General features: G+C 60.2%; 13 protein-coding genes. 2 read left to right on the plus strand and 11 right to left on the minus strand.

The annotated features are described in order from the left end of the window. Window positions 1-28: 28 nt before the first annotated feature. The 3 genes from N2M06_RS05820 to dsrO are packed head-to-tail and all read right to left on the minus strand — an operon-like array spanning window position 29 to window position 4,878. A complete protein-coding gene (locus N2M06_RS05820) occupies window positions 29-3,097 on the minus strand; it encodes a molybdopterin dinucleotide binding domain-containing protein (RefSeq protein ID WP_346351902.1) in 3,069 nt (1,022 codons plus the stop codon). Further along, window positions 3,090-4,145 (minus strand): NrfD/PsrC family molybdoenzyme membrane anchor subunit, encoded by a 1,056-nt coding sequence (gene nrfD, locus N2M06_RS05825; protein WP_346351903.1) that lies wholly within the window; start codon window positions 4,143-4,145, stop codon window positions 3,090-3,092. The genes N2M06_RS05820 and nrfD overlap by 8 nt, the downstream gene beginning before the upstream one ends. A 16-nt stretch (window positions 4,146-4,161) precedes the next feature. Next, window positions 4,162-4,878 (minus strand): sulfate reduction electron transfer complex DsrMKJOP subunit DsrO, encoded by a 717-nt coding sequence (gene dsrO, locus N2M06_RS05830; RefSeq protein WP_346351904.1) that lies wholly within the window; start codon window positions 4,876-4,878, stop codon window positions 4,162-4,164. Between the two features lie 138 nt (window positions 4,879-5,016). Here dsrO and N2M06_RS05835 point away from each other — a divergent pair, with 138 nt between their 5' ends. After that, complete coding sequence (locus N2M06_RS05835; protein ID WP_346351905.1) at window positions 5,017-6,714, plus strand: PhnD/SsuA/transferrin family substrate-binding protein; 1,698 nt, start codon at window positions 5,017-5,019, stop codon at window positions 6,712-6,714. Further along, window positions 6,714-7,304, plus strand: a complete 591-nt coding sequence (locus N2M06_RS05840; protein WP_346351906.1) for a response regulator — start codon at window positions 6,714-6,716, stop codon at window positions 7,302-7,304. The genes N2M06_RS05835 and N2M06_RS05840 overlap by 1 nt, the downstream gene beginning before the upstream one ends. Before the next feature lie 190 nt (window positions 7,305-7,494). Here the strand turns inward: N2M06_RS05840 and ruvX are convergent, their stop codons facing one another. From ruvX to metK, 8 genes are all read right to left on the minus strand, one after another. Continuing rightward, window positions 7,495-7,911, minus strand: coding sequence for a Holliday junction resolvase RuvX (gene ruvX / locus N2M06_RS05845; protein WP_346351907.1), 417 nt, complete (start codon window positions 7,909-7,911; stop codon window positions 7,495-7,497). Then, window positions 7,908-8,462 carry a YqgE/AlgH family protein gene (locus N2M06_RS05850; protein ID WP_346351908.1) on the minus strand — a complete coding sequence of 185 codons (555 nt, stop codon included), beginning with the start codon at window positions 8,460-8,462 and terminating at the stop codon, window positions 7,908-7,910. The genes ruvX and N2M06_RS05850 overlap by 4 nt, the downstream gene beginning before the upstream one ends. Window positions 8,463-8,522: 60 nt before the next feature. Then, window positions 8,523-9,470, minus strand: coding sequence for a glutathione synthase (gene gshB / locus N2M06_RS05855; protein WP_019934084.1), 948 nt, complete (start codon window positions 9,468-9,470; stop codon window positions 8,523-8,525). After that, window positions 9,467-10,198, minus strand: a complete 732-nt coding sequence (rsmE, locus tag N2M06_RS05860) for a 16S rRNA (uracil(1498)-N(3))-methyltransferase (protein WP_346351909.1) — start codon at window positions 10,196-10,198, stop codon at window positions 9,467-9,469. The genes gshB and rsmE overlap by 4 nt, the downstream gene beginning before the upstream one ends. Then, window positions 10,176-10,883, minus strand: a complete 708-nt coding sequence (locus N2M06_RS05865) for an endonuclease (protein ID WP_346351910.1) — start codon at window positions 10,881-10,883, stop codon at window positions 10,176-10,178. The genes rsmE and N2M06_RS05865 overlap by 23 nt, the downstream gene beginning before the upstream one ends. A gap of 67 nt (window positions 10,884-10,950) precedes the next feature. Then, entirely contained in the window at window positions 10,951-11,421 is a 471-nt protein-coding gene (locus N2M06_RS05870) for a peroxiredoxin (RefSeq protein WP_317074723.1), read from the minus strand. After that, window positions 11,414-11,950, minus strand: a complete 537-nt coding sequence (locus tag N2M06_RS05875; protein ID WP_346351911.1) for a SprT family zinc-dependent metalloprotease — start codon at window positions 11,948-11,950, stop codon at window positions 11,414-11,416. The genes N2M06_RS05870 and N2M06_RS05875 overlap by 8 nt, the downstream gene beginning before the upstream one ends. A 380-nt stretch (window positions 11,951-12,330) precedes the next feature. Further along, window positions 12,331-13,488 (minus strand): methionine adenosyltransferase, encoded by a 1,158-nt coding sequence (gene metK / locus N2M06_RS05880; RefSeq protein ID WP_317074721.1) that lies wholly within the window; start codon window positions 13,486-13,488, stop codon window positions 12,331-12,333. Window positions 13,489-13,574 lie beyond the last annotated feature (86 nt).

A 13,574-nucleotide genomic window follows, 5' to 3' on the forward strand; every position in this document is an offset into this window, starting at 1 on the left:
TACGCACGGCTTCCGGTTCCCGCCTGGTTTAAATCGCTTCTATTTTCGCCGGCAGGCCCTGGCGCACGGCGGCACCGCTGGTCCAGTCGAGCCAGACGTTGGCCACTTCCTTGCGGGTGGGATCCATCAGCCCTAGGGCGTTCTGGTTCACGCCGGCACCCAGCCGTGGATTAACCGGCGTGGCCTCGCCGTCAATCACATGGGCCCGGGCACCCAGCTCGGTGTGGCCATAGCCGTGCTCAATGGCGATGGCCCCTTCCATAATGCCGTCGCGCACCAGCGCAATGCCTTCCACGCTGCCCCCCGGCGTGCTCACCCGCACCCCCTGACCGTGCACAATGCCGGCGCGCTCGGCATCCTTGCGATGAATGCTGATGGGGTTTTCCGGGTGGATCATGCGCAGCCGCTCGGCCCCTATACTGGAAGAGCTCATCAGGTGCGATTTGTAAGAGGTCACCAGCAGCGGCCACTCGGCTTCGGAATAGTGTTCCCGCATGGGGCTGCCGTCGGCAAAGCGCGGCTCATACAGGGCGGCACAGCCCGACAGCCGTTCGCCGGTCATGGAATGAATGCTGGTGCCGATGGTGGGGTTCCAGATGCACAAACTGTCTTTGGTGCGCTTGTTCATCAGCTCGCCCTGCCAGCCCGACTCAAAGGGGGCAAAACGGCCGCCCCGGCTGAACACAAAGCCCACCTTGCGCCGCTCTTCCGGTGTCAGGGTATTGTCTATCAGTGGCATTAACCGGGCGGCGTTGGTCAGTACCAGATCGTCGGCACTGGCATCGGGCACCGGCGTGCCGGCAAAGGCCAGGTTGGCGGCAGCGCGCAGATAAAAATCCGCACCGGTATGCAGGCCGTGCAGCTCACCCTTATGATCGCGAATGGCATTGTCACCATAGCCCGGCAGCCCCATGGTTTTGCCGAGATTAATAATAAAGGCTTCCAGCCCCAGATAGTCGCCGTTGGCAAGCCGTGGCGTGGTCGGGGTTACCACCGGCCAGCGTGCCGTGGTGGCGGCCTGGGGTACACCGCTCCAGGGTTTGGTAAAGCCCCAGCTCTCATAGGTGAGGGTGTCGGGCACTATGTAATCTGCCAGCGCCGTTGTTTCGTTAATAAAACCGTCCACGGCAATAAACAGCGGCAGGTTTTTCGGGTCTTTCAGTTTTTCACCCAAAAATGCCTGGCCGCCGCCGATGCCATAGAGCGGGTTGGTCATATGGCTGATCCAGGCCTTGAGCTTATAAGGGTAGCCCGCAAAGGCCGCCGCCAGATGTTCGGTGAGCAAAGGCGAGGAAAACGAAAACCAGGGCGCTCTGGACGGATAGGGGTCCTCACCGGCGGCGACCTTACGTTGATATTCGCTGCTGTTTTCATAGGCAAAGCGGTTGCGGGACAAAAACAGCCCTTTGGGGGCCACCATGCCTTCAAACTCGGCCAAGTTGTAGCGGGGGCCGTTTTCCACTGCCGCCACACCGCCGGCCCCCAGCGCCAGCCCGCCTTTGGCGTTCACATTACCCAGCAGGGTATTCAGGGTCATCACCGCCATGGCGGTGTAAAAGGCGTTGCCGCTCATCATGCCGCCGTGAGCATCAATCACCGCCTTGGGGCCATGGCGTTTCAGCTCCCGGCCCAGCCCTTCAATAATGTTGACCGGCACGCCGCAGCGGGCGCTGTAGTCTTCTATGGAATGGGCAAAGGCGGATTCTTTCAGGCACTGCAGCGCCGATTTCACCTGCACCGGCTCGCCGTTGATGTGCACTTCCCGATCCACCCACAGGGCCGCAGGACGACCGCTGGAGTGAGCCATCAGTTCACCGTTGTCGGCATTCACCACCAGCAGGGTATTGGCATCGCCCATACCGAGATCGGCGGCGGTGAGAAAACGGCCGGCCTGTGGATGCGGTGCCTGCAGCACCAGATGGGTGGCATTGCTGTGGCTGGGCTGACCGGCTTTGGCCTGGGCTTCGGGTCCGGGTTGAGCCAGATAGGTGGCGTTAATGCCGTCGTTTTCCATCAGCCAGCGCATCAGTGCCAAGGCCAGGGCGTCGTCGGTGGCGGGCTTGATGGGCACCCAGCGGCCCCGGCCGTCGTTCAGCCGGCTGATGCTGTTGGGCAGGGTAGGGGCCACCACCACATAGTCCAGGCCGCCGTCGCTGCGGGCGGCGGCCAGCTGCCGGCCCTGGCGTTTAAAGGGGTTGCCCGCCTGTGCCGGCGAGGTGCCGATGCACAGCACAAAGTCGGTGTGATCCCAGTCGGGCTTGCCGTGGGCGAACTTTTTCAGATCGTTGAACACGGCACCGGCGCCGGCACGATAGCCAAAGCCGCAGTAGCCGCCGTGGTGGCCAAAGTTGCGGGTGCCAAAGCTGTTAAAGGCAAAACGCTTGAGAAAGCTGTCCCGGCCTTCGTCGCCGGCGTTGGTCACCAGCAGCTGGTTGGCCTTGGGGCCAAACTCGGGATTGGCGGCATCCACCGGCGTGTCGAGATCGCGAATGGCATTCAGGCCGTCTACATGGCCTTCACCAAAGAGATCGCCGCCCTGTGTCACTTCCTGCAGTAGCTGCTCAAAGGAAATAGTTCGCCATTTGCCTTCGCCGCGTTTGCCGGCCCGTTTCAGAATTTGGGTGACCCGGTAGGGGCTTTGCAGCTGCTCGGCCAGCGCCGCGCCCCGTGCACAGGCGGTGGAGCGCTGCTCAATGCCGGCTTCTCCGGCAAGGCCGGTATACACCTCACGCACCGGCGTTTCCTGGGCCGGCGGTCTGGGGTTGGACAGCGGATGATAGGGGTTGCCGGCAATGCGCAGTACGCGGTTATTGGCGGTATCGATCCGGGCGCGCAGCCCGCATTGGGTCCAGCAGCCAAAGCACTGCACCGGGCTCACCACCTGATCATCCGCCATCACCAGCTCGCCGGCGGGGTCGATCATAAATTCCGGGGCCAGGGCGTTGCCGGCAATCCGGTCGTTGGTGGGCACCCCGCTGGTGCCGTTAACCAGCCCCTTTACCGCCTTGCTCACCGGGGTGGCATAGCCGAGGGCAAAGGCGCCGGTGCCACCGGCAATCATGCCCGCCTGTAACAGGGCGCGTCGTTTTTTATCCATGGCGGACTCCTGAATTATCCAGCAGGGCCCAGACTGCGCCGGCCAGCGCCAGCCACAGGCCCAGAGTGCCGGCCACAATTACGCCGGCGGAAGAAAGCAGTTGAGGGTCGAGGTGATACAGACCGGCCCCGTATTTGGGTACCGTCTGCACGTTCATCAGCACCACCCAGCGAAAGCCCCAGGCACAGAGCATGGCCAGACTTGCGGGCAGCAGGTCAAAAACAGACAGCGGGCGGTTCAGGCGCAGGGCGGCAAGCCCCCAAAGCACCATGCCGCCGGCCACCGACAGCAGCATCAGATGCCGCCAGAACGGAAAGTGGGTAAACAGCCGCTGCGCTTCTCGCCAGGAGTCGCCGTTTTGCCACTGACCGGTGAGGGCCCACAGCAATACGGTTGCGGTGAGGGCGGCCAGCACGGCGATCAGAGTCCGGCGCAACAGGGCAGCGTCTTGCCCGCGCGGAAACAGACACTCCAGCAGCATCAGCAGGCCGGTGAGCGCCAGCAGCGCGGTCAGCAGCAGGTTCACCGGCAGCCAGGCGGTATGCCACAGCGTCCTGGAGCGCACCACCATGATCTCCATACCGGTGTAGAGCAGAATGCCCAGTGCCGAGATGGCACACAGCCAGGCCAGTGCGTTCAGCACCCGGCCTTTTGGCCAGAGAGGCAGGTTCAGCCAGCGGTTGATCCAGGGCTGTTTAAATTCGAGGTGCGTGCGCAGCAGGCTGACGGTGATCACCAGTGCGAGCGTCACAAACACCGGCAAAATCAGCGCGCCCAGCCACATCCAGGAGCTGGGAGTCAGTTGCGTGTAAAAGTGCCAGAAACGGGCGGGCTGGTGCAGGTCGGCAAGCAGCGCAACCGGCCCTGTGAGCGCACTGATGCCCAGCACCAGTGCCAGCCGGTCGCGCCAGGGGTGCCAGCTGCTGTTGGCGTTCATGGCCAGCGGCAGCAGCAGGGCGGCACTGGCGGCAATGCCGATAAAAAAGAAATACTGCACGGCCCAGGGCAGCCAGGGCGCTTCGGCATGGGTGGTTAACAGTTCAATCATGGTGAGCCCCTTATGGTCAGGCGTGAGCCGGAGACCAGAGCCCCGGCTGACCGTCGATGCGTTCCAGAAACTCGTCACCCAGGCCGATGTAATACACCTGCGGGCTGGTGCCCTGCTCGGGCTTGAGCACCTTGATATCGTCTGCGTGCTCGGCCATCAGCTGGCGGGCCTGGCTGTGAGGGTTGTTCAGATCACCAATCACCCGGGCACCGCCCACGCAGGACTCCACACAGGCGGGCAGCAGACCCACTTCCAGCCGGTGCACGCAAAAGGTGCATTTGTCGGCGGTCTGGGTATCGTGGTTAATAAAGCGGGCGTCGTAGGGGCAGGCCTGCACGCAGTAGGCACAGCCCACACACTGCTGGTTGTCTACCACTACAATGCCGTCGTCGCGCTGATAAGTGGCCTGAGTAGGGCACACCGGAATGCAGGGTGGGTTGGCACAGTGGTTGCAGAGCCTGGGCAACATCACCTGAGTGGGGATATCGTGGTTTTCGATCTCCACCTCGTATTGCTGTACCGTGGTACGGAACTGACCTACCGGCGGCAGGTTTTCCATGCTGCAACTGACGGTACAGGCCTGGCAGCCAATGCATTTGCGCAGGTCAATGACCATGCCATAGCGTTTGCCATTGCCAGCCGGTGTGGCCTGTACCTGAGTAACAGGAATAAGACTGGCACCGGCGGTGAGGCCGGTTAACTGTTTAAGAAACTGTCGTTTGCTGGCGTCCATCACAGACTCCCTTGAATCAGGAATTAAGGCTATTGTCTTGCTGAGGGGGGCAATGGCTCTATTGTGGTTTTCCACAATAACGGCATGGTCTTGATCCAGGACAAGTTATATTTGATACCAAACTAGGTAATGGCCCGAATGAGACATTTTTTTCAGGGAGTCAGCCTGTTGCTGGCAGGACTTGTGCTGTGTTTTCCGCTCAGGGCAGACGATTATCGTATCGGTTTTCTGGCTTACCGGGGTGAAGCCAGAGCGGCCGCAGAATGGCAGCCTGTGCTTGACAGTCTGAACCGGGCTCTGCCGGCGCATCGTTTTACCGGCGTGTTTCTGACCCAGCAGCAGCTGAATGATGAGCTGACACAAGGAGCACTTGATTTTGTGGTGACCAACCCGGCTCATTATGTGCTGAATCGCAGCCATGGGCTGAACTGGCTGGCATCTTATCTGGATCCGCGTTTTGGCTCGGCTCGGGAAAGCGTGGCGTCTGCCCTGCTGGTGCGCGCTGGCAGTGATATCAGCACTGTGCATCAGCTGGCCGGGCAACGCGTGGGTGCGGTGCATGAGCAGGCCTTTGGCGGCTATTTGCTGGCGGCCGAGCAGCTGCGCCGTCAGGGGGTGGCGCTGTCGGCCCTGAACCTGCAGTTTCGCGGCTATCCCGTGGATGCGCTTATATACTTGCTGCGTGATGGTGCTCTGGATGCGGCCATGGTACCGGCCTGCACGCTGGAACAAATGGCAGAAGAAGGATTAGTGAACACTGGCGATTTTCGCGTCCTGATGTTACAGGCAAGCTCACCCTGCGTACGATCCACGCCGCTGTATCCGGGCTGGAGCTTTGCTGCTGTGAATGTGACCGACGAGCAGCTGCTGCGTGATATAACGCAGACACTGCTGAGTTTGCAGCACAACCAGCAGGCCCTGTGGGGAGCCCCCATTCGGCTGGACGAGGTAGAACAATTGCTGCGCGGCTGGCAGCTGGGGCAAAGCAGCGAGCCGCCCTGGCACACGCTGCGCCATGTGCTGCTGGGCTACTGGCAATGGCTGGCGGGGCTGATGCTGATATTGCTGGTGATTGCGCTGCACCATGTGCGGGTAACCCGCTTGCTGATCAAACGCACTGATGAGCGAGACCGGCTGCACCGTCTTATTCAGAGCAGAGAGCAGGAGCTGGCCCGGGCCCGCCAGGCCACCTTGCTGGGAGAAATGGCCACGGGGCTGGCCCATGAGCTGAATCAGCCGCTGTCGGCCATTCAGGCCTACGCCCAGGCAGGGGAGCTGATGACCGCCGAGCAAAACAGCCGGGAGGTATTTAACCATATTGTTGAAGAAACCGAGCGCGGAGCCGATATCATTCGGCGTTTTCGTCAGTGGGCCAGTCAGCCGTTGCCCGGGCCGGAAGCCTTTGCGCCCGATGCACTGTGCCGGGAGCTGGCCGAGCGTATTACTCCCAGAGCCGGTGCCGCCGGCGTTCGCATTGACATCAGCGCAGAGCCCGGACAGCTGCTGAGCGTACAGCCGGCGGTGGAGCAGATATTGTCCAACCTGCTGGGTAACAGCCTGGATGCCTTTGAACGTCGGCAACAGGGCGGCTGGCTGCGGCTGCAGGCCAGCGCTGAAGAAGAGGGCTGGAAGTTTGTGGTGCAGGATAACGCCGGTGGTGTTTCACCCGTGGTGATTGAAGCGCTGGGTCATACGTTGCCCGCCAGTCGTGTTCATGGCATGGGCATTGGCCTGATGGTGAGTTACCGGCTGGCCCGCCGGCTGGGCGGCAGACTGATGCTGGCCAATCAGGGAAAGGGCACAAGGGCCGAACTGTTTTTGCCAAAGGAGCAATAATGCGCATATATCTGCTGGATGATGATCCCAAGGTGCTGGCCGCCAACGGCTTTTTATTAAAGGCCATGGGCCATGACAGCCAGGGCTGGACCGAGCCTGCCCGTTTTCTGAAAGAGCTGGGCGATAATACGGAAGCAGTGTTGTTGCTGGATCTGGCCATGCCGGAGATGGACGGGCTGGAGGTGCTGGCTGAGCTGAACCGCCGTCGTTGTCCGGTGGCGGTGATTTTACTTACCGGTCACGGTGATGTGCCTCAGGCGGTGAAAGCCATGAAGCTGGGCGCGGTGGACTTTCTGGAAAAACCGGTGGATGCCCGCCGTCTGGCGGATGTGCTGGCCCGGGCCAGCAAGTGCGCCGCCGATCTGAGGGCCGAGGCTGACGCCCGGCAACGGGTGGCTCGATTGTCGGCCCGGGAGCATGAGGTGGTGAGTCTGGTGGCCCAGGGGCTGACCAACAAAGCCATTGCTGAAAGCCTGTGCGTGGCCGTGCGCACGGTTGAGGTTCACCGTGCCGCCGCCATGGCCAAGCTGGAAGCGGCCAATATGGCCGAGCTGCTCTACTGCTGGCAGCTGGCGCAAGGCCGGGAATAGGCGAGGGCAGAGAATAGTGACCAGGGATGAGGGAATGGTAGGCCGCGTTTTATACGCGGCAAATAAATCTGGGTTGCCGAGCATAAAGCTCGGCCTACAAACCAAATCTGCAGACGCCTGTGTGTTTAAGGCCTGTTACACAGGCCCTGCCGGCTAAAGCGGCAGCTACTTACAGCTGAAAGCTTATGGCTTACAGCTTACTTGTCATCCAGGACTCCAGAATTAACTGGGCCGAGACCGCATCCACGGCGTCCTTGCCCAGGGCCTTGTAGCCGCCGGCTTCAAACAGGCGGGCACGGGCGTCGGTGGTGGTCAGGCGCTCGTCCTGTAATTCCACCGGCAGGCCGAAGCGGCCATGCAGCCGGTTGGCGAACTTGCGCGCGCGCCGGCTGATGTCCTGCTCGGTGCCGTCCATATTGAGCGGCAGCCCCACCACCAGCAGTGCCGGTTGCCATTCTTTCAGCAGGTTTTCAATCTGCTCCCAGTTGGGTACACCATCACTGGCCTTGAGTGCCAGCAGCGGCCGGGCGGTGGCGGTGAGCTCCTGGCCCACCGCCACGCCGATGCTTTTCAGGCCATAGTCAAAGCCCAACAGAGTCCGGCTCATGCATGACCTACCTGGGAAGACAGCTGGCGCGAGTCGATGCCGAGGCGGCCAATGGCCTGATGCCAGCGCTGACCGATGGGGGTATCGAAAATCAGGCTGCTGTCGGCGGGCACCGTCAGCCAGCTGTTTTCCACCAGCTCCTGCTCCAGCTGGCCCGGGGTCCAGCCGGCGTAACCCAGCGTGACCAGATATTTCTCCGGCGCGTCGTCGGTGCCCAGGGTTTCCAGTACATCCCGTGACGTGGTAACCATCAGGTCGTCGGCCAGCATTTGACTGGAATTAAACCCTTCCACCGGCGTATGCAGCACAAAGCCCCGGTCAGCAGCCACAGGACCGCCCTGCAATACAGGCTGATCCAGTTCGGGTATATCCTCGGGCGTCAGCTCCAGCTGATGCAGCAACTCGTGCAGCTGCATATCAACCGGAATATTGATCACCAGCCCCATGGCACCTTCTTCATTGTGCTCGCAAACATAAGTGACCGAGCCGGCGAAAAAAGGATCTTTGAGGCTGGGCATGGCAATCAGAAAATGGTGTTCCAGTGAATCCATGATCTCTCTGTTTGGTTCAGGCCGAAGCGGTTACCTGCCTCGGCGCAGTGAGTGTTACTGTCAGGATAGCCGTTTTTCAATGGCGTCCATCAGCATGCCGGTAATGTTGACCGGATAAGCGGCCTCAATCTCCCGCACACAGGTGGGGCTGGTGACATTCACCTCGGTGAGCTTGTCGCCGATAATATCAAGCCCCACAAAGATAAGTCCTTTGGCCTTGAGTACCGGGCCCAGCGCTTCGGCAATGCGACGGTCGCTGTCACTTAAGGGGCGGGCTTCGCCCCGGCCGCCGGCGGCCAGGTTGCCACGGGTCTCGCCGCCCTGCGGAATGCGCGCCAGGCAATAGGGCACCGGCTCGCCATCCACCACCAGTACCCGTTTGTCGCCGTCTTTAATGGCGGGCAGGTAGGTCTGCACCATGCAATAGCGGCTGCCGTGCTCGGTGAGGGTTTCAATGATCACGCCCAGGTTGGGATCGTCTTGTTTTACGCGAAAGATGGAGGCACCGCCCATGCCGTCGAGGGGCTTCATGATGATGTCTTTGTGCTCGGCGTGAAAGGCGCGAATGTCGGCAGCACTGCGGGTGACCAGGGTGCTGGGCGTGTGCTCGGCAAACCAGGCGGTGTAGAGCTTTTCATTGGCGTCACGCAGGCTCTGGGGCTTGTTGACGATAAGCGTTCCTTCGCTTTCTGCCCGCTCCAGCAGATAGGTGGCGTAGATAAACTCGGTATCAAAGGGCGGATCCTTGCGCATCAGGATCACATCCAGGCTGTGCAGCGGGGCCAGTGTGGGCGCTTCCAGGGTGTACCACTGACTGGCATCTTCTTTTACGGTAAGCGGTGCCATACGGCCATAGGCTTCGCCGTCGCGCAGACTGAGATCGCTCATTTCCATATACCAGAGTTCATAGCCCCGGCGCTGGGCCTCCAGTAACATGGCAAAGCTGGTGTCTTTTTTGATGGTAATGGACTGGATAGGGTCCATCACGATTCCCAGTTTAATGGTCATGCGAGATCTCCAAATCGGCATTGCAGGGCAGTAATGGCAGTGAGTGCGGCAGTTTCGGTGCGCAGCACCCGGGGGCCAAGGAGTATATCAATAAAGTGGTGATCGCGGGCGGCGACAATTTCTTCGTCCGACAGCCCGCCTTCTGGGCCAATCAGCAGGCGCACACCGTGCTCGGGAGCGGGCAGGGTGTTGACGCTGTATTCGGCACGCGGATGCAGGTTGAGCTTGAGCTCATCAGTATTTTCTGCCAGCCAGTGTTCCAGCGCCATGGCCGGGCGTATGACGGGAATGCGGTTGCGGCCGCACTGTTCGCAGGCAGCAATGGCGATTTTTTGCCATTGCTGAATTTTCTTTTCAAGACGTTCGCCGCCCAGTTTGACACCACAGCGGCTGGAAAACAGCGGCGTGATCACATTCACGCCCAGCTCCACTGACTTCTGAATGGTGAATTCCATTTTGTCACCGCGGCTGATCACCTGACCCAGATGAAAATGCAGCGGCGATTCCACGTCGTCGGCGCTGAACTCACCAATGCGCACTCGCACGGTTTTTTTACCGGCCTCGATAATCTCGGCGGCATACTGGCCACCTTGCCCGTTGAACAGCACCAGTGCCTGGCCGAGCTGCATACGCAGTACCCGGCCCACATGGTTGGCACCGTCTTCAGACAGGCTCAGCTCTCGTCCGCTGACAAGCTCACCCGGCTCATGGATTCGGGGTATACGCATAGTGTTTGCATTGCTCCTGAACAAAGGGATTATGGTTGCCCTGAACCCGGTTAATACGGTGATCCCGTTCACATTCCCAGTTGCTGGCGGGATATTGCCGGTTCCAGGCTTCAAACAGCTTAAGCTGCTGCGAAGCAATTTTCAGCCGGTATTGCTGCTGCATATAGAGATAGGTGCGGGCAATGGCACCGCGGCTTTCACCGGGCGGCGGTTGTACTTTGCGCCCCTTGAAGTCTACCAGCATTTGGCAACGGCCATATTGCACCGGCTTGCCGTTCCATTCAGAAAAGCGGTAGTTGGAGCGATCACCGTTCACTTCGCCGATGGCCGGCACCAGGTTATGCAGGTCGCCTTCCATTTGCTTGAACAGCGTGTCCTTACTGGTGCAGTTTTTGCGACCGCCCTGCTGCCAGCACTGACGCTGATGGCCAAATTCCCAGGCGGGCACCACATGCTCCCACTCAATGCGGTTGGCCCGGCGCTCCTGTTTACGTACCTGATAGCCGCAGCTTGCCAGATCCGGCACCAGTTTTTTGCCTTGTGTTTGAATGTTGCACCCGCAGTAAAAGGTGGTGGGGTGATCCTTGTATATTTCCGGTGCCACTTTTTTGGCCTGGCGAAACGACAAGGCTTCGCCATAAGCCAGTGAGGAGCACAGGCTCAGAAACAGAATAAAATAGCGCACGACTCAGTATTGTTATGTTGTTTGTGCGCGCAAGCTTACCACCGGCGGCGGGGCCGGGAAAAGGGGATTAAACCAGCCTGAGCATGGCGTCGGCGGAAGAGACGTCGAGCTTGCCGGGGGCTTCCACGCACACTTGGGTGACTACGCCGTTCTCCGCCAGCAGGGCAAAGCGCTGGGCGCGCAGGCCGCCAAAGCCGCCGGTGTCTTTGGCAAGACCCAGCGCTTGCGTAAAGGCACCGTCGCCGTCCGCCAGCATGGTGATAGCTTCTGCGTTCTGGCTTTGTTGCCAGGCGCGCATCACAAAGGCATCGTTCACCGACAGGCAGAGCAGCGCCACGCCTCTGGCCTGAAATTCATCTGCCAGAGTAACATAGCCCGGTAAGTGAGCCTGCGAGCAGGTGGGGGTGAAGGCACCGGGCACGGCAAAGATGACCGCTTTTTTATTTGCCAGCAGAGCGTGCAGACTGGTGGTGCTTTTGCCGCTGTCGGTAACGAAAGTGAAGTCGTGATCGGGCAGGGTATCGCCGGGTTTAATCATGGGATTTTCCTTTTACTTTTGAGGTCACAGGGGCCAGCGGCTGGTTGCAGTGAATGCACTGATAGCGTTTTTGGCCGCGTCTGACACTATTGTGCCGGCGCAAACTGAGCTTGTGAATGCGGCAGCTGCATTGGTAGGTAAAAACCGGCGAGGCTTTTTCGGTGTTGAGCTTGTGCCGGGTGCGGGGCTCCAGGCCAAACACGTTGGTCATGATGCCTTGCCATTCCCGGCCATGGGGCTTCACCTTGCCGTGCAGGGCAAAGGCCACCAGGTGAGCCACCTCGTGGGGCACGATTTCCGCGAGAAACGCCTCGGCGTTGTCGGCCAGTAATACCGGATTAAAACGCAGCTCCCAGCGCTCCAGCCAGGCGGATCCGGCAATACGGCCGCGCTGATTGAATCTCACCTGTGGCGGATCAAATTCCCGGCCGGTGTGGCGGGCGGCCAGGGTCAGGCACTCGGTGACTTTGTCTTGAACTTGCTGAAAAAGAGAATCGTCGAGTTTCATATTTGTATAACGGTAAGCCATAAATTGGCTCCGAGCTTACACACGTTGCCAAAAGGGATCGCACTGCGAAACATCAGCGAGGTTGCGCTCCGCCGACACGCTTCAAGTACCTCCATGTAACGCTCGAAAATGCCATCCATGGCATTTTATGGTCGGCTACGGCAATCCCCACTGCTGCTTCGTGCAACATCGGCGCTGTCTGTTTGCAGTCAGTCAGCTCCGAGTGAAGATAGGAGGGCAAAGGGTGTCTGCTTCGCCGTGCCCTTTGCGCCATGGATGGCGCAACGGAGCCTACATGGAGGTATTCACGGCGTGCCGGCGAAGCAGTGCGCTTTGACCGACGATGGTGCATGGCTCTGCAAGCGAATAAAAAAGGGGAAGCGAATGCTTCCCCTTGATGCTTACTTCAGGCCGGCGGCGTCGCGCAGCAGGGCGGCCTTGTCGGTGGCTTCCCAGGGGAACTCGTCCCGGCCGAAGTGGCCGTAGGCGGCGGTGGCCTGGTAGATGGGACGGTTCAGGTCCAGCATCTGAATCAGACCGTAGGGGCGCAGGTCGAAGTGTTCGCGCACCAGCGCGTCCAGCACCTCTTCCGATACCTTGCCGGTGCCGAAGGTTTCCACGCTGATGGAGGTAGGCTCGGCCACGCCGATGGCGTAAGACACCTGAATTTCACAGCGGTCGGCAAGGCCGGCAGCTACTATGTTTTTGGCTACATAGCGGGCAGCGTATGCGGCAGAACGGTCTACCTTGGACGGATCCTTGCCGGAGAAGGCACCGCCACCGTGACGGGCCATGCCGCCGTAGGTGTCCACGATGATCTTGCGGCCGGTCAGACCACAGTCACCCATGGGGCCGCCAATGATGAACTGGCCGGTGGGGTTGATGTGATACTTGGTGTCCTTGCTCAGCCACTCGGCGGGTAGCACCGGCTTGATAATCAGCTCCATCACGGCTTCGCGCAGGGTGGCCTGATCAATGTCCGGGCTGTGCTGGGTAGACAGCACCACTGTGTCTATGCCTACGGGCTTGCCGTCGTCATAGATAAAGGTGACCTGAGACTTGGCGTCCGGACGCAGCCAGGGCAGCTCCTTGGCCTTGCGCACATGGGCCTGGCGCTTGACCAGACGGTGAGCGTAGGTGACCGGGGCGGGCATCAGCACATCGGTTTCGTTGGAAGCGTAGCCAAACATCAGGCCCTGGTCGCCGGCACCCTGAGCGTAGGGGTCCTTGTCTTCCCGATCCACGCCCATGGCGATGTCGGGAGATTGTTTGCCAATGGCGTTGAGCACGGCACAGCTTTCGCCGTCAAAGCCCATTTCCGAGCTGGTGTAGCCAATGTCGCGCACGGTGCGGCGCACCAGCTCTTCAATATCAACCCAGGCGCTGGTGGAGATTTCACCACCCACAATCACCATACCGGTTTTGACAAACGTTTCGCAGGCCACGCGGGCTTTGGGATCCTGCTTGATGATGGCGTCGAGGACCGCATCGGAGATCTGGTCGGCAATCTTGTCGGGATGACCTTCGGACACGGACTCGGAGGTAAACAGTCTGGCCATGTTACTTCGCTTCCTGAAAATGTAATGAATTTGGCGTTGCCAATAGCCGCACAAATGGCGGTATTAACATCTGGACGGCTATTCTA

The organism is Oceanimonas sp. AH20CE76, from assembly GCF_039654065.1.
Lineage (GTDB): Bacteria > Pseudomonadota > Gammaproteobacteria > Enterobacterales > Aeromonadaceae > Oceanimonas > Oceanimonas smirnovii.

What these genes read in the sequence shown, in the direction of transcription:
- N2M06_RS05820 (WP_346351902.1), bottom strand. Translation starts at nt 3,097, where the DNA reads ATGGATAAAAAACGACGCGCCCTGTTACAGGCGGGCATGATTGCCGGT.
- nrfD (WP_346351903.1), bottom strand. Translation starts at nt 4,145, where the DNA reads ATGATTGAACTGTTAACCACCCATGCCGAAGCGCCCTGGCTGCCCTGG.
- dsrO (WP_346351904.1), bottom strand. Translation starts at nt 4,878, where the DNA reads ATGGACGCCAGCAAACGACAGTTTCTTAAACAGTTAACCGGCCTCACC.
- N2M06_RS05835 (WP_346351905.1), top strand. Translation starts at nt 5,017, where the DNA reads ATGAGACATTTTTTTCAGGGAGTCAGCCTGTTGCTGGCAGGACTTGTG.
- N2M06_RS05840 (WP_346351906.1), top strand. Translation starts at nt 6,714, where the DNA reads ATGCGCATATATCTGCTGGATGATGATCCCAAGGTGCTGGCCGCCAAC.
- ruvX (WP_346351907.1), bottom strand. Translation starts at nt 7,911, where the DNA reads ATGAGCCGGACTCTGTTGGGCTTTGACTATGGCCTGAAAAGCATCGGC.
- N2M06_RS05850 (WP_346351908.1), bottom strand. Translation starts at nt 8,462, where the DNA reads ATGGATTCACTGGAACACCATTTTCTGATTGCCATGCCCAGCCTCAAA.
- gshB (WP_019934084.1), bottom strand. Translation starts at nt 9,470, where the DNA reads ATGACCATTAAACTGGGAATCGTGATGGACCCTATCCAGTCCATTACC.
- rsmE (WP_346351909.1), bottom strand. Translation starts at nt 10,198, where the DNA reads ATGCGTATACCCCGAATCCATGAGCCGGGTGAGCTTGTCAGCGGACGA.
- N2M06_RS05870 (WP_317074723.1), bottom strand. Translation starts at nt 11,421, where the DNA reads ATGATTAAACCCGGCGATACCCTGCCCGATCACGACTTCACTTTCGTT.
- N2M06_RS05875 (WP_346351911.1), bottom strand. Translation starts at nt 11,950, where the DNA reads ATGGCTTACCGTTATACAAATATGAAACTCGACGATTCTCTTTTTCAG.
- metK (WP_317074721.1), bottom strand. Translation starts at nt 13,488, where the DNA reads ATGGCCAGACTGTTTACCTCCGAGTCCGTGTCCGAAGGTCATCCCGAC.